The 25,934-nt window shown below is 36.2% G+C and carries 26 protein-coding genes and 1 pseudogene; 6 read left to right on the top strand and 21 right to left on the bottom strand.

From position 1 onward, the window contains the following. Positions 1-151 precede the first annotated feature (151 nt). The 11 genes and pseudogenes from DM800_RS02775 to DM800_RS02725 form a co-directional block, all read right to left on the bottom strand. Positions 152-1,201, bottom strand: coding sequence for a GH25 family lysozyme (locus DM800_RS02775; RefSeq protein ID WP_137012028.1), 1,050 nt, complete (start codon positions 1,199-1,201; stop codon positions 152-154). Positions 1,202-1,333: 132 nt separating this feature from the next. Continuing rightward, positions 1,334-3,097, bottom strand: a complete 1,764-nt coding sequence (locus DM800_RS02770) for an ABC transporter ATP-binding protein (RefSeq protein WP_147786355.1) — start codon at positions 3,095-3,097, stop codon at positions 1,334-1,336. Then, positions 3,097-4,848 (bottom strand): ABC transporter ATP-binding protein, encoded by a 1,752-nt coding sequence (locus DM800_RS02765; RefSeq protein WP_147786354.1) that lies wholly within the window; start codon positions 4,846-4,848, stop codon positions 3,097-3,099. The genes DM800_RS02770 and DM800_RS02765 overlap by 1 nt, the downstream gene beginning before the upstream one ends. Positions 4,849-4,971: 123 nt before the next feature. Then, on the bottom strand, positions 4,972-5,193 hold the full coding sequence (locus DM800_RS02760) for a YneF family protein (protein WP_001123315.1): 222 nt from the start codon (positions 5,191-5,193) through the stop codon (positions 4,972-4,974). Between the two features lie 78 nt (positions 5,194-5,271). After that, positions 5,272-5,712, bottom strand: a complete 441-nt coding sequence (sirA, locus tag DM800_RS02755) for a sporulation inhibitor of replication protein SirA (protein WP_048527522.1) — start codon at positions 5,710-5,712, stop codon at positions 5,272-5,274. 156 nt (positions 5,713-5,868) lie between these two features. Next, complete coding sequence (gene tkt, locus DM800_RS02750; RefSeq protein ID WP_048544176.1) at positions 5,869-7,869, bottom strand: transketolase; 2,001 nt, start codon at positions 7,867-7,869, stop codon at positions 5,869-5,871. Between the two features lie 232 nt (positions 7,870-8,101). Next, a pseudogene (locus DM800_RS02745) lies at positions 8,102-8,574 on the bottom strand (coproporphyrinogen III oxidase). 74 nt (positions 8,575-8,648) lie between these two features. Next, a complete protein-coding gene (gene phnE, locus DM800_RS02740; RefSeq protein WP_098134729.1) occupies positions 8,649-9,452 on the bottom strand; it encodes a phosphonate ABC transporter, permease protein PhnE in 804 nt (267 codons plus the stop codon). Next, complete coding sequence (gene phnE / locus DM800_RS02735; protein WP_000996079.1) at positions 9,452-10,246, bottom strand: phosphonate ABC transporter, permease protein PhnE; 795 nt, start codon at positions 10,244-10,246, stop codon at positions 9,452-9,454. The genes phnE (DM800_RS02740) and phnE (DM800_RS02735) overlap by 1 nt, the downstream gene beginning before the upstream one ends. Next, positions 10,243-11,016, bottom strand: coding sequence for a phosphonate ABC transporter ATP-binding protein (gene phnC, locus DM800_RS02730; protein WP_087982021.1), 774 nt, complete (start codon positions 11,014-11,016; stop codon positions 10,243-10,245). The genes phnE (DM800_RS02735) and phnC overlap by 4 nt, the downstream gene beginning before the upstream one ends. Before the next feature lie 84 nt (positions 11,017-11,100). After that, positions 11,101-12,039 carry a phosphate/phosphite/phosphonate ABC transporter substrate-binding protein gene (locus tag DM800_RS02725; RefSeq protein WP_088064232.1) on the bottom strand — a complete coding sequence of 313 codons (939 nt, stop codon included), beginning with the start codon at positions 12,037-12,039 and terminating at the stop codon, positions 11,101-11,103. Between the two features lie 184 nt (positions 12,040-12,223). Between DM800_RS02725 and DM800_RS02720 the strand changes: the two genes are divergently transcribed. Then, the gene (locus DM800_RS02720) at positions 12,224-13,807 is read left to right on the top strand and encodes a bifunctional metallophosphatase/5'-nucleotidase (protein ID WP_147786353.1); all 1,584 of its coding nucleotides are present in this window, start codon (positions 12,224-12,226) and stop codon (positions 13,805-13,807) included. A gap of 39 nt (positions 13,808-13,846) precedes the next feature. Here the strand turns inward: DM800_RS02720 and DM800_RS02715 are convergent, their stop codons facing one another. After that, positions 13,847-14,086: a DUF896 domain-containing protein gene (locus DM800_RS02715; protein ID WP_001190582.1), complete on the bottom strand. Its 240-nt coding sequence runs from the start codon at positions 14,084-14,086 to the stop codon at positions 13,847-13,849. 45 nt (positions 14,087-14,131) lie between these two features. Then, a complete protein-coding gene (locus DM800_RS02710; protein WP_147786352.1) occupies positions 14,132-14,788 on the bottom strand; it encodes a YneB family resolvase-like protein in 657 nt (218 codons plus the stop codon). A gap of 141 nt (positions 14,789-14,929) precedes the next feature. Here DM800_RS02710 and lexA point away from each other — a divergent pair, with 141 nt between their 5' ends. Then, on the top strand, positions 14,930-15,550 hold the full coding sequence (gene lexA, locus DM800_RS02705; RefSeq protein ID WP_147786351.1) for a transcriptional repressor LexA: 621 nt from the start codon (positions 14,930-14,932) through the stop codon (positions 15,548-15,550). Positions 15,551-15,637: 87 nt separating this feature from the next. On the opposite strand, the gene DM800_RS02700 is transcribed toward lexA, so the two are convergent. The 7 genes from DM800_RS02700 to hflX all read right to left on the bottom strand — a co-directional run bounded on the left by DM800_RS02700 (position 15,638) and on the right by hflX (position 22,094). Beyond that, a complete protein-coding gene (locus DM800_RS02700) occupies positions 15,638-16,444 on the bottom strand; it encodes a DUF4097 family beta strand repeat-containing protein (RefSeq protein WP_088064234.1) in 807 nt (268 codons plus the stop codon). Beyond that, entirely contained in the window at positions 16,445-16,987 is a 543-nt protein-coding gene (locus tag DM800_RS02695) for a DUF1700 domain-containing protein (RefSeq protein ID WP_046957695.1), read from the bottom strand. It lies immediately after the preceding gene. Then, the gene (locus tag DM800_RS02690; protein WP_001102620.1) at positions 16,980-17,303 is read right to left on the bottom strand and encodes a PadR family transcriptional regulator; all 324 of its coding nucleotides are present in this window, start codon (positions 17,301-17,303) and stop codon (positions 16,980-16,982) included. The genes DM800_RS02695 and DM800_RS02690 overlap by 8 nt, the downstream gene beginning before the upstream one ends. A 304-nt stretch (positions 17,304-17,607) precedes the next feature. Continuing rightward, complete coding sequence (gene glnA / locus DM800_RS02685; protein ID WP_000135338.1) at positions 17,608-18,942, bottom strand: type I glutamate--ammonia ligase; 1,335 nt, start codon at positions 18,940-18,942, stop codon at positions 17,608-17,610. Positions 18,943-18,990: 48 nt separating this feature from the next. Next, a complete protein-coding gene (gene glnR, locus DM800_RS02680) occupies positions 18,991-19,380 on the bottom strand; it encodes a transcriptional repressor GlnR (RefSeq protein WP_000656785.1) in 390 nt (129 codons plus the stop codon). Positions 19,381-19,555: 175 nt separating this feature from the next. Then, the gene (locus DM800_RS02675) at positions 19,556-20,827 is read right to left on the bottom strand and encodes a methionine gamma-lyase family protein (RefSeq protein ID WP_087982013.1); all 1,272 of its coding nucleotides are present in this window, start codon (positions 20,825-20,827) and stop codon (positions 19,556-19,558) included. Then, entirely contained in the window at positions 20,820-22,094 is a 1,275-nt protein-coding gene (gene hflX, locus DM800_RS02670; protein WP_142310519.1) for a GTPase HflX, read from the bottom strand. The genes DM800_RS02675 and hflX overlap by 8 nt, the downstream gene beginning before the upstream one ends. A 92-nt stretch (positions 22,095-22,186) precedes the next feature. On the opposite strand from hflX, the gene DM800_RS02665 reads away from it, so the two are divergent. Both DM800_RS02665 and DM800_RS29070 read left to right on the top strand, forming a co-directional pair. Continuing rightward, a complete protein-coding gene (locus DM800_RS02665) occupies positions 22,187-22,810 on the top strand; it encodes a trimeric intracellular cation channel family protein (RefSeq protein ID WP_000312270.1) in 624 nt (207 codons plus the stop codon). 99 nt (positions 22,811-22,909) lie between these two features. Continuing rightward, on the top strand, positions 22,910-23,047 hold the full coding sequence (locus DM800_RS29070; RefSeq protein ID WP_165775587.1) for a hypothetical protein: 138 nt from the start codon (positions 22,910-22,912) through the stop codon (positions 23,045-23,047). Positions 23,048-23,077: 30 nt separating this feature from the next. Here the strand turns inward: DM800_RS29070 and spoVK are convergent, their stop codons facing one another. Then, on the bottom strand, positions 23,078-24,034 hold the full coding sequence (spoVK, locus tag DM800_RS02660; RefSeq protein ID WP_087982006.1) for a stage V sporulation protein K: 957 nt from the start codon (positions 24,032-24,034) through the stop codon (positions 23,078-23,080). A 265-nt stretch (positions 24,035-24,299) separates the two neighbouring features. On the opposite strand from spoVK, the gene DM800_RS02655 reads away from it, so the two are divergent. Together DM800_RS02655 and DM800_RS02650 are read left to right on the top strand one after the other, a co-directional pair. Then, the gene (locus tag DM800_RS02655) at positions 24,300-25,262 is read left to right on the top strand and encodes a tyrosine-type recombinase/integrase (protein ID WP_088064237.1); all 963 of its coding nucleotides are present in this window, start codon (positions 24,300-24,302) and stop codon (positions 25,260-25,262) included. An 88-nt stretch (positions 25,263-25,350) separates the two neighbouring features. Beyond that, positions 25,351-25,934: collagen-like repeat preface domain-containing protein (locus DM800_RS02650; RefSeq protein WP_147786350.1), on the top strand; the 584-nt coding region annotated here is incomplete at its 3' end.

The raw sequence follows: 25,934 nt of genomic DNA, 5'->3' as shown, positions 1-25,934 counted from the left end.
ATGTTTTCAATATACACTTTGTAAAAATCACATATTTTTAATGAAGCGAGACTTTAATAAGCGATTTTCCCCATTCCCCACTGATTGTTTCAGGCTGCCCGCAAATAGCAGAATAAAAGGCATCTCAGGCGAGATACCTTTTACGTGCATTTTATTGTACACCATACTGAATATAACTTGGATCATAGTATATCCAGCCATTTCCACCTAACCCAAGCCAGCCATCTTGCTTACACCATACTCTATAAGCCTCACCGTGATGTAACTGTCTTATAACATTTCCATTTAATGATGGAGCATCCCGCAGATTCACATTATCACCAGTAATAGTCGCCACATAATGTTTATACTGAATGTAACTTGGATCATAGTATATCCATTCGTTTCCACCTAAAGCAAGCCAACCATCTTGTTCATTCAAAACTTCATATGATTCTCCTCTATTTAGCTGGCGAATTACACTAGATTGTAAAGATGGTCCACTCCGTAAATTTACATTATCGCCTTTAATTACAGCAACGCCGTAGACTGCAGTAGCAGTACTAGGTGGAGAAACATTTCCACCACCATTTGTTCCATTTCCTTGCAAAGCTTCTAATGAAACCGCTGCTGATACGTCACAATTTCCTAATACACCTGAAATTTGACCAGAATCTGTGTATTGCCATGCTGTCCACTCTGTCCATCCACCAGCATCAGCAGGCGGCGTACTAGAGTATTTAGAAATCCAAAGTGGAATATCGCTTAATCCGTTAATTCCAAACTCATTAATATACCAAACTCCTGTATATAACATGACATCTTTTCCAGTAGCCTGTTTCACATAATTTATGAAACTTCTTGCCCAATTAGATATAGCAGTACCAGTTAAATTACTATTACTCGGATCTATCGGTGATTCTAAATCTAAAACTGGCATTAAGTCTGTCTGATTGCTTTGTAATATGTTCACAAAATGTTTCGCTTCTGAAATTGCATCATTTAGTTCTGGATGTGCAAAATGGTATGCACCGATTAATACATTCGCATTTCGTGCTGCTTGTACATTTTGAACCAAAGTAGGATCAAGATTATTCACACCTTCTGTCGCTTTTGCATACGCCGCTGAAATACCCGATCCCTTCACTGCATTCCAATCAATGTTCCCTTGCCAATGAGACACATCGATAAACGTAATATTTGAACTAGATCTATCTTGCATATAAAAGCTCCTATCAATTTTTTTCATTTCGTATACATACAATATGTACAACTTTAATAAAGGGTCACGACGTTTCTACTATAGACATTGAGAGCAAACATATTTTATAAACAAAGTAAAAAGGCCTTATAATTACAAGGCCTTTTGTAAACTTCCTTTATTTTGTAGTAAATACATATTATAATACAACCCTTGCTCACTCAGTAATTCTTGATGTGTTCCTCTTTCTACTATTTCTCCATCATGCATAACAAAAATTTGATCTGCATCTTGAATTGTAGATAATCTGTGTGCAATTGCTATAGTCGTTCTCCCTTTTCGCATTTGCTGTAATGCTGTTTGGATCGCATCTTCTGTTTCTGTATCAATATTAGCTGTTGCTTCATCTAATACTAATACTTTCGGATTCGTTGCTATCGTTCTAGCAAAAGCAATTAATTGGCGTTGACCACTAGAAAATGCAGCTCCTCTTTCTACTACTTCTGTTTCATACTGCTCTGGTAATTTTTCAATAAACGTATTCGCTTGCACAAATTGTGCCGCTTCTTTTACTTCTTCATCCGTAATTTCTTCATTGTACATACGAATATTTTGTTTTACATTTCCCGCAAATAAAAATGCATCTTGCAATACGAGTCCTATTTTCTTTCTAATTTCTCTTTCTTCAAATCTCTCTAAATCTACACCATCTATTACAATATTTCCGGACTTAATATTATAAAATCGCATTAACAAATTCATAATAGTACTTTTTCCGCTACCAGTGTGCCCAACGAAAGCAACTGTTTGCCCTTGTTTCACGTGAAAAGATACATTTTTTAAAACATCACGTTTTCCATCATACGAAAAAGTAACATTTTTAAATTCAATTTCTCCATTAACAACTTGAGGATTTCCATCCCCTTTTTGAACTGGAGCTAAATCTTTCTCATCCATTAAATGAAATACACGTGATGATGAAACAAGTGCCTGTTGGAAAAATGATAATTTCATCATCATCTCATTTACAGGCTGGAAGAAACGATGTATAAAGTTAACAAACGCATATAAGACACCTACTTCAACAGGACTCTTCAAAGCATCAATTCCAAATAAACCAAGTACTAATGCAATAGCCACAATATGAACTAAATCAGTTGCTGGACGTAAAAGTAACGCGTCTAACTTTAACGTCCGTCGCCCTGCACTATAATGTTTATTATTCACTTCTTCAAACTCTTTTCTCATACGCTTTTCTTGCCTGAACACTTGAACAATATTCATTCCTTGAATGGACTCATTCAACTTTGCATTTAACACGCTTAATTGATTACGTACTTCTAAATAAAAGGCTGCACTCTTCCGGCGATATAGCACCATAATTGCAAACATTATCGGAATTAATACGAGAGAAAATAGAGCTAGTTTTACATTTAATAAAAACATTGCTACTAAAATACCTATTAAAAAGACTACATTTTTGACAAATGTGGATAATACACTGACATAAAAATCTTTAATTGCTTCCGTATCATTCGTTATGCGCGATACAAGCGTACCAATCGGCGTACGATCAAAGAAACTTAATGACAACTTTTGAACATGATTATATACTTCAACACGCATATCTTGAACAATTTTAAAAGCGATATTTTGAAAATACAATAAGTCTAAATAAGTAAATAATACTTTTAATAAGTGAGCAATAAGATACACTACAAATAGAGTAACAAGTGCTGATTGATCAAAGTTACGTGGTACTAAATGTTCATCAAGAAATTGTTTAATTAAAAAAGGACCCATCATTTCAGTTACAGTTGCACCAACTAAAAAGATAAATGCTAAAGATAGTAACCTTTTATATGGCTTCATATAAGAAAGTAATCTACTTAAATCACTCCGCTTCTTCCCGGTCATCATACGCCTCCTTTCTCGACTAATGCTTCTAACTGCTGGCTCTCGTACATTTCTTTATACCAACCGTTTTCTTTCATTAATTGTTCATGTGTACCTCGTTGCACAATTCTGCCTTCATCCACAACAAGTATAAGATTGGCATGTTGAATTGCACTTAAACGATGAGCAGTAATAATCGTTGTTTTTCCTGCTCTTTCCCTCTTTAATGCATTTAAAATCGTTTCTTCTGTTTTTGCATCTACCGCTGATAAACAATCATCTAAAATTAAAATTTCCGCATTCGTTAATAAAGCACGTGCAATAGAGATTCTCTGTTTTTGACCTCCAGATAACGAAACGCCTCTTTCTCCTACTACCGTTTCATACCCTTCTGAAAATTGGAGGATGTCATTATGAATACAAGCAATCTCTGCAGCGCGGGTTATTTCATTATATGTAGCATCCGCCTTTCCGAAGGCAATATTCTCCCCAATACTCGCTGAAAATAAAAAATGATCTTGCGGCACGTATGAAATGGCAGAACGGACACCGTAAAGTGTTACCTCGCGAATATCCCGCTCCCCAACTTTTAATTCACCACTAAAATGATCATACTCACGGATTAAACATTTTAATAAAGTCGTTTTCCCTGCTCCTGTACGTCCGACAACTCCTAGTGTTTCACCCTTCTTCAAATCAAAGTGAACATCTATTAGCTGTAACAGTTCATTTTTCTTATATGAAAATGAATCGACCGCAAATGTAACATCACCGCTTGCTACTTTATGTACAGCATCTTCTCTATTTACTACATCTGATTTTTGCGAGAGAATTTTTTCTACACGGTCATACGAAGCACGCCCACGCTCCATAATATTAAACAACCATCCAAAGGCTAACATTGGCCAAACGAGGGTACCTAAATACGTTGTAAATGTAACGAGATCACCTACAGTTAATTCACCCCTCACAACTAATACTGACCCGTAACACACTGCAATTAAAAAAGAAAATCCAACGATAAGAGAGATTGTTGGATCAAACAACGAATCAATACGTGCGACTAACATATTTTTATGTACAACATCTTCTGATTTTTTTCTAAATGCTTGTAAATCTTCTTTCTGTTGTCCAAGTGATCGAATTACCTTCATCCCACTCATACTCTCTTGCACTTTATCATTGATTTCTGAAAACGATTGCTGCGCTTTATGAAACCTTTTATGTAATAACGTTCCATAATAATTTGTCGAAATCGCTACAATCGGCATTGGAATTAAGCTTAACAATGTTAACTTCCAACTAATTGTAAAACCCATCGCTACGAGTACACATCCCCCAACCGCTAATGAGTCAACAAGTGTTAAAACGCCCGATCCAGCAGTTTGTTGAATCGCCTGAATATCATTAGTCGCATGCGCCATCAAATCACCCGTACGACGTGATTGATAGAAAGATGGGCTCATCCTTGTAAAATGTTCATATAAATTCTTTCGTAATTGACGGGCTAGTTTTAACGAAGATCCAAAAATCATAATACGCCATAAATAACGTAATATGTACATAGTAATCCCTACAACTACTAACAGAATAACCCACTTCAACAATTCTTCAGATGTTAATGTTCCATTATTAATTTCATCTACTACAATACCTAGTACTTTCGGAGCTACAAGTTCAAGAAGCGCGACACCAAATAACATAATAATTCCGATTATGTACGCTCGTTTTTCTTGTTTAAAAAACCACGCTAAATTAATAAATACCTTCATTTTTATCCTCCTCCCTTAAAATGAGCGATGTTTTCAGTTTACCAAAAATACTGAATTTTTAAAAGTTTTAAACTACATAACTAACAAAAAGAAAAGACACTCTTAGCGAGTGTCTTTTAGCGCTTATTTCGTTTGTTGCTTATTCATCGCGCTCATCATTTGATTGATTTTCTTTTGGGAAGGTTTTTGTCCCATTTGCATCATCATCATTTTTAACATTTGTTCATTAATTGGTGGATTTTTTTCTAAGTAGTTCATCATGTATTTGCGGGCAATGAAAAATCCTAACGCCACGCCTGCTACTAGTGCTACTACGCCCACTAGAATACCTAACCAAATTGGCATATATTTTCCTCCTTCATGTTGTCTACCTTACAGTGTACTAAAACCTTTTCAATAAGACAAGATACAATTCGACATTTTTTACACATATGTTCGTACTTGTTTTAGAGGGTTCAGCCATCCGTACTTTGTATTTTCATAATCCATAGCTAAAAATGTTAATTCACACTTTCTTAACACCTCAAAGAAAGTCGTTTCCATAGAAACGTTTCCAGAGGTATTCATGCGAATATAGTGCGGTTTCACCATTATTTCGCCGTATTCCGCTCCTGTATAAAGTGTATGTGTATGATGTGTTCGATCATATTTACCAAGAACGCGCAAAGCTTGTTCTAATTTATGGTGAATTTTCATTACTTGTAATGGCATCGTTATATACATCATTTGTTTATATAACACTTTTCTCTCCGAAAGGGACCCAGATTCTGAAAATCTAGCAAATAAATCAAAAAACAAATATTCACGACCAAAGTAAGCTTTCGCAATATCCTCTTGAATTAAATACAATTCATACGTTTTCATCTTTCGCCTCCCAATCTGGACAACCTTTTCCCTTCATTATATAGAAGAAATTTTGCAATGATTGTCTGACTGCGGAGAGATAAAAAACTTTTTCTGTCGAAAAAACTCATTTACATAGAAAAATCTCTCCATGCCGGAGAGATTTTTCTAAAATCATTAAAGCATTTCTTTTACTTTACGAACAACGTTCTCTACAGTAAATCCATACTCTTCCATAATCTTCTCACCAGGAGCAGAAGCACCGAATGTATCGATACCTAACACATCTCCGTCAAGACCTACGTAACGGTGCCATCCGAATGTAGCACCCATTTCGATTGCGAAACGTTTTGTTACTGCTTTTGGTAATACAGATTCTTTGTACTCAGCTGTTTGAGCTTCAAAACGATCCATAGATGGCATGCTGACAACAGCTGCGTCAACGCCGTCTACTGCTAACGCTTTTTGCGCTTCAACAGCTAGACTTACTTCAGATCCAGATGCAAGTAAGATTACATCAGCTGTTTCTTTCTTGCTTGCAGAAACTACATAGGCACCTTTTGCTACTTTTTCATACGTATCGTCTTTTGCACCTTCTAATGTTGGAAGGTCTTGACGAGTTAATACTAAAGCAGTTGGTTTGTTTGTAGATTCTAGAGCTAGTCTCCAAGCTGCAACAGATTCGTTACCATCAGCTGGACGAATAACAGATACATTTGGCATTGCACGTAGCGCTGCTAATTGCTCGATTGGTTCATGTGTTGGACCATCTTCACCAACAGCGATACTGTCGTGTGTGAATACATACGTTACTGGCAATTGCATTAATGCTGCAAGACGAATTGCTGGACGTAAGTAGTCAGAGAATACGAAGAACGTACCACCGTAAGTTTTTAAACCGCCATGTAGTGCAATACCGTTCATTGCTGCACCCATTGCGAACTCACGTACACCGTACCAAATGTTTTTTCCGCTGTAATCATCTCTTGTAAAGTCTTTTTCGTTATTCATGTATGTTTTGTTAGAACCAGCAAGGTCAGCAGATCCACCGAAGAATGATGGTACAGACTCTGCAATTGCATTAATTACAGCACCTGAAGAATTACGAGTTGCTGCTTTTGATCCTAATTCATAAGTTGGTAAGTTTTGCTCCCAACCTTCTGGAAGAAGACCATTCATTGCCGCTTGTAATTCGTTTGCTAATTCTGGGTATGCTTGTGCATATTCACCTAGCATAGTGTTCCACGCGGCTTGCGCAGTTTCACCAACATCTTGTACAGTTTTACGGAAGTTGTCATATACTTCTTCTGCTACATGGAAGTCTTGCTCAGCAGTCCAAGCATATGCTTCTTTCGTTAATTTTGTTTCGTCTACACCAAGTGGAGAACCATGTGAAGCTGATTTTCCTGATTTGTTTGGAGAACCGAAACCAATTGTCGTTCTTACTTCAATTAGCGTTGGGCGTTTTTCGTCAGCTTTCGCTTCTTCGATTGCTTTCGCGATAGCTTCAATATCGTTTCCATCCTCAACACGGATTACTTGCCATCCGTATGCTTTGTAACGATCTTCTACACTTTCAGAGAATGAACGATTTAAATCGCCATCTAATGAAATATCGTTTGAATCATAAAGCACAACAAGACGACCTAATTGTAAATGAGCAGCTAATGAAGATGCTTCAGCAGAAACGCCTTCCATTAAATCTCCATCACCACAAATAGCGTATGTATGATGATCTACTACATTATACGCATCACGGTTATATTTAGCCGCTAAATGTCTTTCAGCCATTGCCATACCTACAGCAGTTGCAATACCTTGTCCAAGTGGACCAGTAGTTGCGTCTACACCTGCTGTATGACCGTACTCAGGATGTCCTGGAGTTTTGCTTCCCCATTGACGGAAGTTCTTTAAGTCATCCATTGTTACATCATAACCAGATAGGTGAAGTAGGCTATATAGTAACATTGAACCATGACCTGCAGATAATACGAAACGATCACGGTTAAACCACGTTGGGTTATTTGGATTGTGTTTCATAAATTGAGTCCATAATGTATAAGCCATTGGTGCTGCACCCATTGGCATTCCTGGGTGACCAGAGTTTGCTTTTTCAATCGCATCGATGGATAATGTGCGAATCGTGTTGATAGAAAGTTGTTCGATTGAATGTGACATGCTATTCTTCCCTTCGCTTATATTAGTAAACGTTTTATACATTTATATGATAGCTTCCCACGCAAGATTATACAACATGTATCGACAAATATGTTGATATTTTTTTGGTTTTTCATAAAAAAATCAATGATTTCGGGAATGTATGGGTATTCAATATGACATACTTTTTCATTGTTTTTATTTTAAAAAGAAAGGGAATTATCTGTATATTTATTCATCATTTTCAAATTCCTTAATGCAAAATATATCCTTCCCCATTTTTCACTCTGCAAAGCAAACGAATAAAAGAATTTAAATCTTGGCATAATTTATCTCGATCAAATACGTATCTTTCATATTCTCCATCAGTATTATTATCATTTCCCCATTGAAACTGCCCTATCAGTTCGATTGTTTCTGGCGCTAGAGAAAACATGTTAACTAGCGAACAAAATAACTGTTCTGCTATCACTGCTCCTTGCTGTTCTATTTTCGTAATACCATAATAGTGAATTCCAAATCCTTCTGCTCTTTTCGCTGGATAATAGGTCGGAATCCAATGGGTAAAATCTAATAGATATACGATTAGCTCATCACTTAATACAACACACTCATCTATCGTTGCCTCTTCTTTATATAGAAAACAAAGTTCAATCCAATCTATACCTATAAAATCCAACCCTTTTTTTCATTCGAAACAAATACAAACTCGTGCTGTAAAGCCAAATTATCCCCCCTATTGCTCACATTTATTATTCTTATTATATAAAAAAGCACCTTTTATAGGTGCTTAAAATAAATTATACAATTTTCTTCCGTATCGAACTTGAAATATAATCAATGATAATTACCATTAAAATGATACCCAATAAAATAATCCCCACACGAGACCAATTGCGTGAACTCAGTGCAAAAATTAGAGGCGTGCCAATCCCACCTGCTCCAATAACACCTAAAATGGCAGCGGATCGTACATTAATTTCGAACCTGTATAACGTATACGATAGAAAATCCGGTAATACTTGTGGCAATACTGCATACCAAAGTATTTGAAAGCGATTCGCACCTGTAGCTATTAACGCTTCCGTCGGTCCTTTATCTATATTTTCAATTCCTTCTGAATATAATTTCCCTAACATTCCGATAGAGTGTAATCCTAAAGCTAGAACTCCGGCAAAGGAGCCTGGTCCAACAGCTTTTATAAATAAAAGAGCCATAACTAATTCAGGAAATGTACGAACAAAACTAAGTACAAATTTCCCAGTTCCTGCCGTTAATTTTCCACTGCTCATATTCGTTGCCGCCCAAAAAGCGAATGGAACAGATAAAAAGGCAGAAATAAATGTACCTAATATCGCAATTGCCAACGTATCAATTAAGCCATGTAATAAATCTTCACCATCTGGCAAAGATACATACGACCAATCTGGATTCAATACACCTGTCATAATTGCTTTTGTAATTTCTCCTGCCGTATCCTTTATTCCCTCTAGCGGGACTCCTGAAAAAGCCCATACATAAACAAATGCAAGTGCTATAAAAATAAACCAGCGATACACACTCGGTTTCTTCGGTTTTGGTACAATTATCGTCGTTTTACTCATTATAATTTCTCCCGCAACAATGTACTTACATAATCAATTAACAATACAACAACAAGAGTATAAATAATAATAGATGCAGTTTGTTGATATTGTAAAAATCCAAGTGTACGGTCATAATACAACCCAATACCACCCGCTCCTACTAAACCTAAAACAGCTGCTGCACGTACATTCACCTCAAATGTATAAAGAACATAGGAGACAAAATGTGCTTTCACTTGCGGAATTACCCCATACACAATCCATTGCACTTTATTTGCTCCTACTGCTGTCATCGCCTCTAATGGACCTGGATCAATCGATTCCATTGACTCATACAACAATTTCGCCACGAGCCCAATTGAGAAAAAAGTAAGAGCTAAAATACCTGGAAGTGGTCCTATTCCAAAAATAGCTACGAAAATTGCCGCTAATAATAAATCTGGTATCGTTCGGATAAAATTTAAAACCAATCGAGCTGGACCGTACAAAAATGTACTAGTAAACACATTACTTGCCGCAAATAGTGCCAGTGGAATAGCTAAAATCGCTCCTAAAGTCGTCCCAATAATCGCCATACGTATTGTATCTAACATCGCTGTTGTAATAACTTGAAAATAACTCCAATCAGGCGGCACCATCTCTTTTAACAAATCAATCATATTAGGAAAACCAACTACTAGTTTTGAAAATGATGCGTCGACCTGTACACTACTTCCCCACAACAGTAAAATGACTAGAATAGCCGTTAACATATGTTTCAACTTACTCGGCGGCTTCGGTATCGATTTCGAATATATCGTCGCGTCATTCATTTAACTGCCACCTCTAATAATTCACTTTTCTGCGCTACGTCTCCATAAATTTCAGCAAATTTTTCATCCGTTGCCTCTTCTACTGAACCATCAAAAACAATTTCGCCTGCATGTAATCCAATAATGCGTGTCGCATATTGCCTAGCTAAATCAATAGAATGTAAGTTTACAATTGTTGTAATCCCAAAATCTTCATTAATTTTTTTCAAATCATCTAATACTTGCTTTGTTGTTAGCGGATCTAACGACGCAACAGGTTCATCTGCCAATATGATTTTTGCTTCTTGCGCCAACGCTCTAGCAATCGATACACGTTGCTGTTGTCCTCCTGATAATTCATCAGCTCGCGCATATGTTTTTTCTAAAATATTCACCCTTTTTAACGATTGAAAGGCAAGCTCCAAATCTTCTTTTGGAAATAGACCTAACGTTGTACGAAAAGTCGAATGGTATCCAACACGCCCAGCTAATACATTCTTCAAAACCGTTGATCGTTTTACAAGGTTAAAACTTTGAAAAATCATACCAATATCCCGGCGCATGCGTCGTAATTCTTTTCCTTTCGCAGCAGTAATAGACTCACCTTCAATCAAGATTTCTCCTTCTGTAATCTCATGAAGGCGATTTACCGACCTAAGAAGTGTAGACTTTCCAGCCCCCGACAGCCCTACCATTACAACAAACTCACCTTTTTGAATGTTCAAGTTTATATTATTCAATCCTTTTGTACCATTCGGATACATTTTGGAAACATTTCGAAATTCTATCACACATCTTACCTACCTTCTATGTATTCAAAATGGCAAACTAACTGGAAACATACACCTTCCAGTTAGCTGCCATTTCCATATGTATTATTGCGTTTTTACTTTCTTTCCATATTCACGAACGATATCAAATTTACTATCATCAGATTTAACATATCCTTCATGTGAATATACTTCTTTAATGATTTTGTGACCTTCCTCATTCTTTCCTATTTCAATGAAAGCGTCCTGTAATTTCTTACTCCACTCTGCATCTAAATCAGAACGTACCGAAATCGTATCGTTAGGAATTTTTTCCGTAAATTTCACTATTTTCGTTTGATCGAATATATTCGGATAATCTTTTTTCACAATATTACGAGCATCTTGGAATACAACAGATACATCTACATCACCATTTAAAAGAGCAATCAGCGACTGATCGTGACCTTTTAATGTAACAGGTTTCACATCCTTTAGCGGATCAATTCCCTCTTTTAACAATACAGCCGCAGGCCATACATACCCCGCTGATGACGTTACATCTTGATAACCAATTTTTTTACCTTTTAAATCTTTTACACTGTTAATATTTGAATCTTTCTTAACTACAAACTCAGATTTATAAAAGTCTACTAAATCCTTTGTAGGAGCTCCCGTTTCATCATCTACTCCAAAACGTTGTGCTTGTAAAATTACGTTTGCAGCCTTTTTCTCATGCGCTAGCACATACGCTGTTGGAGGTAAAAACCCTACATCTACTTGCTTAGACGCCATCGCTTCTACAATTGTATTGTAATTCGTTGAAATACTAACTTTTACCGGAACATTTAATTTATCACTTAATAACTTTTCCAATGGTTTTGCCTTTGCCTCTAACGTATCTGCATTTTGAGAAGGAACAAATTGAACATTTAAAGTCTTCGGTACATAACCTTTTTTCGTATCTTCAGTTTTACTTGCACTTGATTCTTTCGTTCCACAACCACTTAATAATCCCGCCGCTAGTACAACTGTCGTACTCATTGCAAAAACTTTTTTCAACATATTAATGCCTCCAATTTTGTTGTTATAAAATTGCCTTCCGTAAACATGAAGAAATATATCACACATTTTCACGTATATTTTCTTATTTACAGAATCTTTACACATTCTATACATTCTCATTAAAATTCTCTTCATATATTTGATATGCTTAATTAGTAGATAACAATAGAAAAGGTGAATGATATTGAATCCAAATCAAATTGTAACTTTAAACATTTTATTAACAAGTGATATACATGGCACTGTTTATCCAATTCACTACCAAGATAACTCCCAAGCTGAAATTGGTTTAGCTAAAATTTCTACTCTTATAAAAAAAGAACGTTCCCAAAATAGAAACGTTCTTTTAATTGATAACGGTGACTTCATACAAGGAACACCCTTTACTTATCATTACGCTACATATGAAGAAGATAAGAAAAATCCAATGTCTTTATTAGCGAACTATTTACGTTATGATGCTGCAGTTATTGGGAATCATGAGTTTAATTATGGAATGGACATATTAAATAATGCTATTTCTACTGCAAACTTTCCGTATCTATCAGCAAATATTTTAGATAAAAACAGAAAAGAACCTTATTTCGGGAAACCATATATAATAAAACATATTGAATCAAATATAAAAATTGCTATTTTAGGGATGACAACGCATTACATTCCCAATTGGGAACAACCCCATCACATTCAAGATTTACAATTTGAAGATGCATTAGAAACAACAAAAAGATGGGTTTCTTACATTCGCGAACACGAGAAACCCGATTTATTAGTCGTAGCCTACCATGGGGGATTTGAACGCGATTTACAAACTGGGGTACCGACTGAAGTTTTAACAGGTGAAAACCAAGGATATGCAATGTGCCATGAAATTGAAGGCATAGACATTTTACTAACAGGCCACCAACACCGGGAAATCGCTCACACCGTAATGAATGGTGTAACAATTTTACAGACTGGATGCAATGGACACTCCGTTGGAAAAGTAACAGTAACATTCGAAAAAACAGAAAAAAAATGGGTAAAAAAAGAGAGTGATTCACAATTATTGCCCGTACAAGGAATTGAGGCTGACCAACATATTCTTTCCTTGGTTGCCGATTATGAAGAAAAAACACAAAATTGGCTCGATCAACCTATTGGAGTAATCTATGGGAACATGCAAATTTCAGATGCTATGCAAACTCGTTTGCAAGACCATCCTTTTATTGAATTCATAAATAAAATACAGATGGATATAGCTAATGTTTCCATTTCTTGTACAAGCTTATTCCATAATACATCTCCAGGTTTCCCGAAATATGTAACAATGCGTGACATCGTTTCTAATTATATTTATCCAAATACATTAAAAGTAATTAGAATAACTGGAGCGGATATAAAAGATGCCCTTGAACTCTCTGCTTCTTATTTCATATTAAAAGCAGATGGAACTATCATCGTAAACCCTACCTACATAGAACCAAAGCCGCAACACTATAATTACGATATGTGGGAAGGAATTTCGTACGTATTAAACATTTCCAAACCAATTGGCGAGAGAGTAGAATCCTTACAGTATAAAGGCGCTCCACTTCATATGAATGAAGAATATGACGTCGTTATGAATAATTATCGCGCAAGTGGCGGAGGGAACTTCTTTATGTTTCAAAATAAGCACGTAATAAAAGACATACCAACAGATATGTCTGAACTTATCGCTAACTATATATTGAAGCATAAAAAGATAGAAGCAACTGTCAATAACAACTGGAAAGTTATTAAATAACGGATATAATAAATAAAAAAGATGGGCTCCGCCCATCTTTTAGTTTAATTTTGCATTATCTTGCTTTTTTAAAGCTTTTAATTTCGCCGGTGTAACATCAGTACCTTCTTCGTTAACAACTTTAATTCCTTTAAGTTCGTTTAACATATTTTGACGAAATCCCTTTAAATATTGTTCACGTAGCGATTGGCGCTCACGTTGTTCTTCTTCAGTTAAACCTTCAGCTTTTGCTTTTTTCGCTAAGAAGTTAATGCGTTCAATGAGTTCGTGACTTTGCATCTCGAATCCCCCTTTTACTCAAAACTGATTATTATCATACAATAGTTAGTCCTCTTTATCAAGCAATTGCTTTGTATGTTCTACATATCTTCGATGTACAGTTGCTTTTGAAACATCATGACCAAAACCACGAAGTGTTGCTGCAATTTCTTCAAAAGTTAATTCATTCCGGCGTAAACGTACAATTTCCTCAATTGGCACTTCTTTTTTCTCACGTCCTATACTTAAATGACGATTTTTCAAATTATTCTCTGGACGAAATCCTTTCTCTACCGCTCTTTGCATGCCACGTTTAATTTTTAAATTGTGGATCTTTCTTTGATACTCTTCAACAATCCCAATTATATCTAGTACCATCGAATCAGAGTCAGAGAGTTCTAATTCTCCATTATGCGTATGCGTATATACTTTTATTCCCTCTTTATGTAAACAGTGCATTAATGCAATCTTTGCATTCCCTCTACCAAGGCGCGTTTCATCTTGTATGAGAAGTACATCAACTTGTTCATCGCGAATTGTATCTAGCACTTCTAATATGCCATCACGTTCAATTGTATAACCACTAGCCTGCTCCTCAATCACCTTTACAACATTCATTTGATAGCGCTCAGCTAAATGCAATAATTCATCTTTTTGACGCAATAATGATGTTTCCTGTTCTTCTTTTGTTGTGCTCACACGTGCATAAATAATTGCATTCATTTTGAACCCTTCTTTCTCACTATATTTTCCTTATAGTGTATCATAAATTCGTCTTTCGTTCGAACTTATGTTTGTAGAATGTTTTTTCGCATGTTATACTTATTAATAAGAAAAATGAAAGAAAACGAGGTGTTAGAAAACATGGAAAAGTTAACGAAACGCCAGCAAGACATTCTCGACTTTATTAAGCTAAAAGTACAAGAAAAAGGATATCCACCTTCCGTACGTGAGATCGGTCAAGCAGTCGGCCTCGCTTCTAGTTCTACAGTGCACGGACATTTATCACGACTAGAAGAAAAAGGATATATTCGACGCGATCCAACAAAACCACGAGCAATTGAAATTTTAGGTGACAACCGAATGGATACAGAGACACAATCTGTTATTCAAGTTCCAATTGTCGGAAAAGTTACTGCTGGATTACCTATTACAGCAGTTGAAAGTGTAGAAGATCATTTCCCACTTCCAGCTAGCATTGTTGCTGGAGCAGACCAAGTATTTATGTTACGTATTTCCGGAGATAGTATGATTGAAGCTGGTATTTTCGATGGGGATTTAGTTGTTGTTCGCCAACAACAGTCTGCATACAACGGTGAAATTGTAGTCGCTTTAACAGAAGATAACGAAGCAACTGTTAAACGTTTCTATAAAGAAAAAGACCATTTCCGTCTACAACCGGAAAACTCTTCATTAGAACCTATCCTTTTAAAACAAGTGTCAGTTATTGGAAAAGTAATTGGCGTATATCGTGATTTACATTAAGAATAATAAAAGAAGATAATTACCTTATTTATATACGGTAATTATCTTCTTTTTTGTATTTTGATAGATTTTCATACATTTTATTTCTTATGAACGAGTTTCAATCGTCACATCGCCAGCAGCTGTTTTACCACTAATCTTTTTACTACCATTGCCAATTGTTATATTTTTATTTTCTTCATTAAAAATCATTACTTCGCCAGCAGCACTTTGCCCAGTTATAACTGCATCTTGTGGTTTTTCTAATAAAGTAATATCTACATCCCCAGCGGTTGAACTTGCCTCTACATCATATTTAGGATCATGATCCATAATATGCACTTCCCCGCTAGCCGACTTCGCAGTTACTTTTCCTATTACCTTCTTAAAGCTCACCTCACCAGCTTTTGAAGATCCTTCCACACTTTTTGCTGTGACATTTTTCAAATCTACTTCTCCAGCGAGTGTCCCAACACTTACACAATCACTTTTCACATCACTTATTTCTATTTGTCCAGCTGATGAATTTATTTTTATCTCTTGGTATGAACGTTCAGGCACAAGGAGAGTTATTGTAGACGTTTGAAATCTAAAATCGTAAAAAGAAAAATCAAATGAAGCACCTTTTTCTCTTTCCCCAATAATTTTTAATGTGTCACCATCTTCGGCAATACGAACCTCGTGTTTACGTACATCTCCTGATTGCTTTACATAAAAAGAAGAGTCGGGAGATTTTTGGACAACAATATCCCCAGCATCTAACTTAACTTCTATATTTTTTAGTGTTTCGTTTTTAATTACGTCTTCTTTATTTCCTTCTTCTGCAGTTTGCACTGCTTTTTCATATGTTTGTGAAATCCCTATTACTCCAATAATGATACAAGCGATAGCTACTAACAATATTTTCTTCATCATCTACTCCCCTTTTATCATTTTGAAGTTCCATATTACATAACGTACGCATAACTTTTTAAACCACTTCGTACTATAATAAGCGATAATACATAACAACAAACCTACTCCAACAAACGTTATACTAACGAATAAATCCAACCATATAAAAGTACCCATAAATACTTTTCCAATAACGAAAAATGGTGTCACTACACTAGCAATTCCACCGAGCCAGAAGGAAAATATAAAAGCAATAATTGCAACTAACGGGCCTAACACAATAATAAAATTAAACAAACTAAGTCCAATCGCTGCCATAACAGCCCTTGTTATATTGGTAGTTGATGGGTCCTTTTTCATTTCGTCAAAGCGATACAAAGCAAGTAAGTCTTTTGCAATTACTTTCGGAGAGCCAAGGCCCTTTATTATTTCCGATTCAGTTTTTCCTTCTTCTATTCCAAACTGAAAATGCTCTTCATAATCAAATAAAATATCTTTCCTCTCTTCTTCCGGTAACTTTCTAAGATGACTTGATAATTCTTTAAGAAACTGTTCTTTACTCATCCCATTCCACCCCTTCAATAATTTCTTGTACGCCTTTTGCAAAATCACGCCACTCCGTTACTAACAAATTCAGTTGCGTTTCCCCTTGCTCAGTTAGTTGATAATATTTACGAGGCGGTCCCTCTGTAGATTCTTTTAAATACGTTTGAAAATATCCTTCTTTCGTTAAACGACGTAATAAAGGATACACTGACCCTTCCGATATTAAAAATTTATTTGAGATTTGCTGAACAAGTTCATAGCCGTAACAATCTTTACGTTTCACAAGTGCTAAAACACACAGTTCTAACACGCCTTTTTTAAACTGAACGTTCAAGGTCAATCCCCCTTTCTCATTTCAGTACTATTCAATACACGGTACCCGTTATATCCATAATATACCACTTAGTATTATTCATTGCAAGGTACTATATTTTTCAATACTTAATTTTCGAATTAAATACATCCACAACATATTTCAACTTCCACATTTTCATTCATAGCTAGCACGCATTTTAAATAATCCACATGACTTTTTTCGGGCATTTTGCGGGCACCCATCTAATTCATTTCACAAGCCTTTATATTTGCCCACAAATAAAAAAAGCCCTGATACCGTAGTATCAAGGCTTTTTTCTCTCTTAGTATAGAGACATATATTGATCGCGTTCCCATTGGTGAACTTGCGTGCGGAAGATGTCCCACTCAATCTCTTTTGCTTCGATGAAGTGCTCAAGTAAATGTTCTCCTAGTGCACCGCATACTACTTCATTAGATTGTAATGTAACTAATGCTTGCGCTAATGTTGCTGGTAAGTCAACGATACCTGCTTCTTCGCGCTCTTCTTTTGTCATTACATAGATGTTACGGTCTACTGCAGCTGGTGGAGTTAATTTGTTTTTAATTCCATCAAGACCTGCTGCTAATAATGTAGCCATTACTAAATATGGGTTTGCAGCTGGGTCAACACTACGTACTTCTACACGTGTACTAATACCACGAGATGCAGGGATACGTACTAATGGGCTACGGTTTTGTGCAGACCATGCTACGTAACAAGGAGCTTCGTATCCAGGTACTAAACGCTTGTAAGAGTTTACAGTTGGATTTGCTACCGCTGTAAATGCTGGTGCGTGTTTTAAAATACCTGCGATGAAGTGACGAGCATCATCACTTAATTGTAAGTCACCGTTTTGATCGAAGAATACGTTCTCACCATTTTTGAATAGTGATAAGTTACAGTGCATACCTGAACCGTTCACACCATATAATGGTTTTGGCATAAATGTTGCGTGTAAACCATGTTTACGAGCAATTGTTTTTACAACAAGTTTGAATGTTTGAATGTCATCACATGAGCGAATTGCATTTGCATATTTAAAGTCAATTTCATGTTGCCCTGGAGCAACCTCATGGTGAGACGCTTCAATTTCAAAGCCCATTTCTTCAAGTTCAAGCACGATATCACGACGACAGTTTTCCCCTAGATCCATCGGCGCAAGGTCGAAGTATCCACCGTTATCGTTTAATTCTAATGTTGGATTTCCTTTTTCATCTACTTTAAATAGGAAGAATTCTGGCTCTGGTCCAAGATTGAAATCTGAGAATCCCAATGCTTCCATTTCTTTTAATACACGCTTTAAGTTGTTACGTGGATCGCCATCAAATGGAGTGCCATCTGCATTGTAAATATCACAGATTAATCGAGCTACTTTTCCTTTTTCAGCTGTCCAAGGGAAAATTACCCAAGTATCTAAATCTGGATATAAGTACATATCAGATTCTTCAATACGTACGAAACCTTCAATAGAAGATCCATCAAACATCATTTTGTTATCAAGAGCTTTTGTTAATTGGCTCACTGGAATTTCTACGTTTTTAATTACTCCTAAAAGGTCCGTAAATTGTAAGCGGATATACTTTACATTCTCTTCTTTCGCCAAACGGAAAATATCTTCTCTTGTGTACCTAGCCATTATAAATTCCTCCTTAGTCCCTCTAAACACCTTCAGAATCAGTTATCTTTAGTGAAAAAACCTTGAAATGTCACCTTGTCGCAATGAAGTCCGATTAAATCTACCTGTATGTTGTAGTTCATCTCGAAGTATTTTGCGAAGCTCAGTTTTTGAAATTTCTTTCGTTTCTTCTTTTACTTTCACTGTTTCTGTTTGATTTACTTTCATTAGTAACACTTGTTTAATACCAGCCATATTCAAGCCTTGATCTAATAAATCTTTAATCTCTAACAACTTATCTACATCGTTAAATGAAAATAATCTACGATTCCCCTTTGTACGGGTTGGAGAAACAAGATTATGCTCTTCATAGTAGCGAATTTGACGTGCAGATAATTGTGTTAAATCCATAACAATACCAATAGGAAACAGCGGGGCAGAACGTCTATCTTCTTTCATTGTTTCAGTTCCTCCTTCGCCTTAACTGCTTCTCATTTTATACCATGTTATGTTTAGTGTCAATAGATGTTAGCTTTTCTTACATGATTTTTTTATAAATTTTTTCATTCTTTTTTCTAATGAGATTAATCATTACTTTCACACGAAAAAAGCTGTCGAAATCGACAGCTTCCCCTTAAGAAATTGTTAATAATTCTTTTTCAATTAACGCATCAATTGCAGAACAAATCGCAATCTTCACATGTGAATAAGTTAACCCACCTTGCACGTAAGCAACATAAGGCGGACGAATTGGACCATCAGCTGACAATTCAATACTTGCACCTTGAATAAACGTTCCCGCAGCCATAATTACATCATCTTCATAACCCGGCATATAGTTGGCATATGGAGTGAAGTGAGAATTAATTGGAGATGCATATTGAATCGCTTGGCAGAATGCAATCATACGCTCTTTATCATCAAATTGAACAGACTGAATTAAATCTGTTCTTGGTGCATTCCATGCTGGTGATGTATTCATTCCTAACTTCTCTAAAAATGCAGCTGTAAAAATCGCACCTTTTAGCGCTTGTCCCGCTACATGCGGCGCTAAGAAGAAACCTTGATACATTTCTTGCAGACTGTATAAAGATGCCCCTGCTTCCGCACCGATTCCCGGAGATGTTAAACGATATGCACACGCTTCAACATACTGTTCTTTACCAACAATGTAACCACCAGTTTTAACAATTCCACCACCAGGGTTTTTAATAAGCGAACCTGCCATTAAATCTGCACCTACATGACATGGCTCTTGCTCTTCAATAAACTCACCATAACAGTTATCTACAAACACAACAACATCAGGTTTAATTTCTTTAACGAATGCTATCATCTCTTTAATTTGAGAAATAGTAAACGATGGACGAGTAGCATAACCTTTTGAGCGCTGAATCCCAATCATCTTCGTATTACTATGAATTGCAGTCGCAACAGCTCCAAAATCAACAAGCCCCTCTTCAGTAAGCGGAACTGCATTATAACCAATATTATATTCTTTAAATGAACCTACACCTTTTCCGCGTACACCAACGATTTCTTCTAATGTATCATACGGTTTGCCAGTGATGTACAATAACTCATCTCCCGGACGTAAAACACCGAATAACGCTGTAGAAATAGCATGAGTACCTGAAATAATTTGCGGACGAACAAGACCAGCTTCCGCTCCAAATACATCCGCATACACTTTTTCTAACGTATCACGGCCAATATCATCATAACCGTAACCTGTCGTCGGAATAAAATGCGAGTCACTAATTTTATGTTTACGGAAACTTTCTAACACTCGAAACTGATTGCTTTCAATTACTTCATCCGCGCGTTTATGTACTTCTGTAATCTGGCTCTCTACTTCTTTTACGATTGGAGCAATTTTTTCTCCATTTTTCAAACGATCAAACATTTTTATTTTCTCCTTCTTCCACTAAAAATCTCTTTAATTGCACATTAAGCGATGAATGAGCAAAAATATACCCCACGCAATTATATACAAATTTATCTTCCAGAAACTCCATCTTTATTAATAGCGTCTCCGTCTTTAATAGCGTTAACAACTTACCTTCACTCGGTGGAATTTCCACTTGATAACGATTCATTTCTTCCTTCATTTTCGTTTCTATCGCTTCTTTTATATGCAATAAATCACTTTGTTCAAAGGCACTAGTCATTAAGAAGTCACTTTTCGGAAACGGAATAAAGTTTTGATGTAATTCATCTTTTTTATTATATAACGTAATAATAGGAATATGATTAATTTCAAGTTCTGACAATAATTGTTTTACTGTTTTCTCATGCCCTACATAATTAGGATCCGCTGAATCAACTACATGTAAAATAACATCCGCTTCACCAGCTTCTTCTAATGTCGAACGAAAAGCAGCAATTAATGACGTAGGTAAATCTTGTATAAAGCCCACCGTATCAGTTAGTAATACTGTATAACCTGAAGGTAACTGCATCTTCCTTGTCGTCGGGTCTAGCGTTGCAAACAACAAGTTTTCTTCAAACGTATCTGCTTCCGTCAATCTATTAAACAGTGTAGATTTTCCCGCATTCGTATACCCTATTAATGAAACTTGAAATACTTTATTATCTTTTCTTCTCTCACGATATCTTTTTCGATGCTCCACAACAACTGCAAGTTGTTTCTTTATTTCATCAACGCGTGATCGAATATGACGACGATCCGTCTCAAGTTTCGTCTCACCCGGCCCTCTCGTTCCAATACCACCACCAAGACGTGATAAAGACAATCCTTGCCCCATAAGACGTGGCATTGTATATTGCAACTGAGCTAGTTCTACTTGAAGCTTACCTTCCCTCGACTTCGCACGTTGCGCAAAAATATCTAATATTAGTTGCGTTCGATCAATTACCCTCGCATCTAATACTGAGGATAAATTCCGAATTTGACTCGGCGTTAATTCGTTATTAAATACGATAACATCCGGTTCTAATTCTTCCGTTAACATTGTAAGCTCTTCTAATTTCCCTTTACCTATATAAGTCGCCGGATGAAACTTCGGTCGTTTTTGCGTTGTAGACACTAACAATTCTGCTCGTGCAGTCTTCGCTAGCGATGCAAGCTCTTTCATGGAATGCATAAACTTTTCATCATCATCTTGTGGCAATTGACAGCCTACTAATATGACTTTTTCTTTTTCTTCCATCAAATATGTTCACTCATCCTTTTCGAAATTTAAACCTTCTAATATAATAGCAGAGGAAGCACATTTCATCTAGTTAGCGGGGGAGAAAATTCATGGCATGGGAGATTTTTAGCATCATAGGCACAATCGCTTTCGCACTAAGCGGAGCCATTGTTGCAATGGAAGAGGATTATGATATTTTCGGGGTGTATATTTTAGGAATGGCAACCGCATTTGGGGGAGGTGCCCTTCGTAATTTATTAATCGGTTATCCGATTGTCGCGTTTTGGCAACAAGACATGTTATTCCAAATCGCACTACTATCAATGACGATTATTTTTCTTTTTCCTAATAAATTAATTAGACATTGGAAAAAGTGGGAAAATATCACTGATGCTATCGGCTTATCAGCATTCGCCGTACAAGGAGCATTATATGCTCAAAAATTAAATTTACCAATTAGCGCTACAATCGTAGCAGCTGTTTTAACTGGTATTGGCGGTGGTATCATCCGCGATCTTTTAGCCCGCAGAAAACCTCTCGTCCTTCGAGCTGAAGTATATGCCTTTTGGACGATTCTAGCAGGTTTCTTAATCGGCGCTCAAATTATTGTTAGCGATTGGGCTCTATATACCTTATTCATTTTAATTGTTTGCTTCCGCATGGTTTCTATTCATTACAAATGGCATTTACCGCATAGACGTATCGATACAAAAGAACGTTCAATGCATAAATAGCAATCTAACCTCTTTACATATCGTAAAGAGGTTTTTCTTTTCTAATGAGTTTTTCTTTACATAATGTTTATACTAATCCTCAAAGCGAGGTGAATACAAATGACAAACCATGTTAATAAAGGCGCTCAAAAAAGCTCAGTAGGTCAAATTGGACACGATCCTAATTCTGCACACGAAAAAAGCGCTAAAATGGAACACTTCCATAAATCTTATCAAGAAAAAGCAAAAAAAGAGTAAAAGCACTTATACAAAAAACAGACGCACAGTTTACGTACTGTGCGTCTCCTCTTCAAGCATCAAATCACAACTTGATATCCCAATTAAATCATATTTATCATACGTATCCTCTTGCAACAACCGCATAGCCTGTGTACGAATCGATTTTTCAACAATATTCCGTACATATCTTCCATTACTAAACGATGTAATTTGCGATGAGTACTTTACGGCATGTAAATGATCTCTAAATTTCCATTCAGCCTCTTTCGATAACTGGTATTCACGTTCTTCATACATCCTCTTCCCTATTTCTAACAGCTGATTTACTGAGTAATCCGCAAATTCAATTATAAACGGAAAACGTGATTGCAGACCTGGATTTAATGAAAGAAAGTGATTCATTTCTCTTGAATATCCGGCTAATATCAATACAAAACCGTGTTGTTTATCTTCCATATGCTTTACGAGTGTATCAATTGCTTCTTTCCCAAAATCTTTTTCTCCCCCTCGGGCTAATGAATACGCCTCATCAATAAACAAAATACCTCCCATTGCTTTTTTTATTAAATCTCTTGTTTTTTGAGCTGTATGACCGATGTACTCTCCTACAAGATCCGCACGTTCAGCTTCAACTAAGTGCCCTTTTGATAGAATATTCATCTCAAACAACAATTTCCCTATCATTCTAGCAACAGTTGTCTTCCCTGTACCTGGATTCCCTTTAAACAACATATGGAGTACTTGCTTCTCAGACTTTAACCCTATTTCTTGTCTTTTTTTATTTACATAAATCCAAGCATATATTTCTTTTATTATCTTTTTTATATCATCCATCCCAATAAGCTTTCCCATTTCTTCTTCAATTCTTTGCAGCATCTCATGTTTCGTAGTAGTTTCATTTGAAATTACTGTTTTATTTTCTGCGGCTGGTAAAGAAATTTTCTTTCGATGATTTAACACAATATTAATTTGATTATTATTTTTCTTTCGCATCGATTGTTCCATACAATCACCTCATTTTATCCCGCTATTTGCGAGCAGTAAGACTCCCACCTCAAAATTCAGCAAATATTAGGAAGTTAGGCGGCAGATAATTGCCCGTAAATGCCCGATTGGTGCAGGCTAATGATCAGCGATGGATTAACAAAATCCCACTGATTAAAATTTCGCTTTATCCACTCACCAAATATTATTATTCCTGTCTCCCTTGCAAATGACTATTTTCAGAAAAGTTTGCTATAATATAAGAAATAATGAAGGTGGTGGGACTATGGAGACAACGGAATTCCATGATACAATACAAGCCTTTTCTATTTTTTTATTGAATAAAGGCCGAAAACCTTCAACCATTAAACGTTATGTTTATGACATTGAAGATTTCGGACATTGGTTAAAAAAAAACAAAAAGCTCCCTTCCAGTAATATATGGGCTACACTTTGTACAAAAGACTATGAAGATTATTTTTTCGACTTAAAAAAGAATCGACATTACTCAGAGAAAACGATGCACCGTGTATTTATTGTATTAAATAGAATGCATCACTTTCTAAACATCCCTAATCCATTAAAGAATATGGAAATTTCTATCCAACCAGACCGCAGGCTTCGCGATGAAGATTTCATTTCATCTGATGAGGAAAAAAGATTAAAACATATAGTCTCTTCATTGGAAGGACTTTCAGAAAAACAACGTCCTGTGCGCCCTTTATTGATAGATCGTAATATCGTTATTTTAAACTTATTAATCGACTATGGATTATCCTTACAGGAACTTACAGCATTAACTCTGCATCACGTCCACTTTGAAACTAACACATTATCTATCCCAGCAACCGCAGGGGTAGAAAGAACAATTACATTAACTAACGAAGACAAAAAACAACTATATGCTTATTACAAAAGCATCCCTGAACCCGTTCGTCCAAAATATCATAGCCATGACCCATTATTTATCGCATTTGATTTTAATCGTGGAACATACAGATGGGTATACGAAAATGATGCACCGAAGGGATTAACAGAAATCGCTATCCAAAAAATGATTCGCCTTGAAGTATCTAGAGCTAATTTACGCAAAGGAATCTCAGGACAACACTTTCGTAACACCTATATTTTAAACTTAATAAAAAAAGAAACTCCGGAGTCAGAAATTATAAAACTAGCTGGATTCAAATCAAAAGTTTCACTAAAACGATATTATCAATACGCAGAAAATAGAAAAAACGCCTTATGATAAGGCGTTTTTACTATGACCATTTAACTAATTTTTGCATCTACTATGATGAGTTTCGTTCATATCCTCATGAGAAAGGAGAGATTTAATGTCTCATTTTAACGACAGTCAGAACAAATTCTCCAAACCATGCTTTCCAAGTAGCGCCGGACGAATCCCAAATACCCCATCAATCCCAGTTACTAAGGTACAACTTAGAACATTCCGTGCAATCATTATTGATTTAACAAAAATAATCCCAAAACTTTTCGCAAATCCATCTCCTCAAAACATTGAAGATCTAATCGATACATTGAACCTACTAAGTAAATTTATTTGTTCACTAGACGCTACTTCCTCCCTGAAAGCACAAGGGTTAGCTATTATTAAAAACTTAATAACTATATTAAAAAATCCAACCTTCGTAGCAAGCGCTGTATTTATCGAGCTTCAAAATCTAATTAATTATTTACTATACATTACAAAACTATTCCGAATCGACCCTTGCACACTTCAAGAGCTTCTTAAATTAATAGCAGCATTACAAACCGCTCTAGTTAATTCTGCTTCATTCATTAAAGGACCTACCGGGCCTACTGGGCCAGCAGGCGCTACTGGCGCTACTGGTGCTACCGGTGCTACCGGACCTCGAGGTAACACGGGCGCTACTGGCGCTACCGGACCTCGAGGTAA

Origin of the sequence: Bacillus sp. AY18-3 (genome assembly GCF_008042305.1) — a bacterium.
Lineage (GTDB): Bacteria > Bacillota > Bacilli > Bacillales > Bacillaceae_G > Bacillus_A > Bacillus_A wiedmannii.
This window is presented reverse-complemented; position numbering and strand designations above follow the sequence as displayed.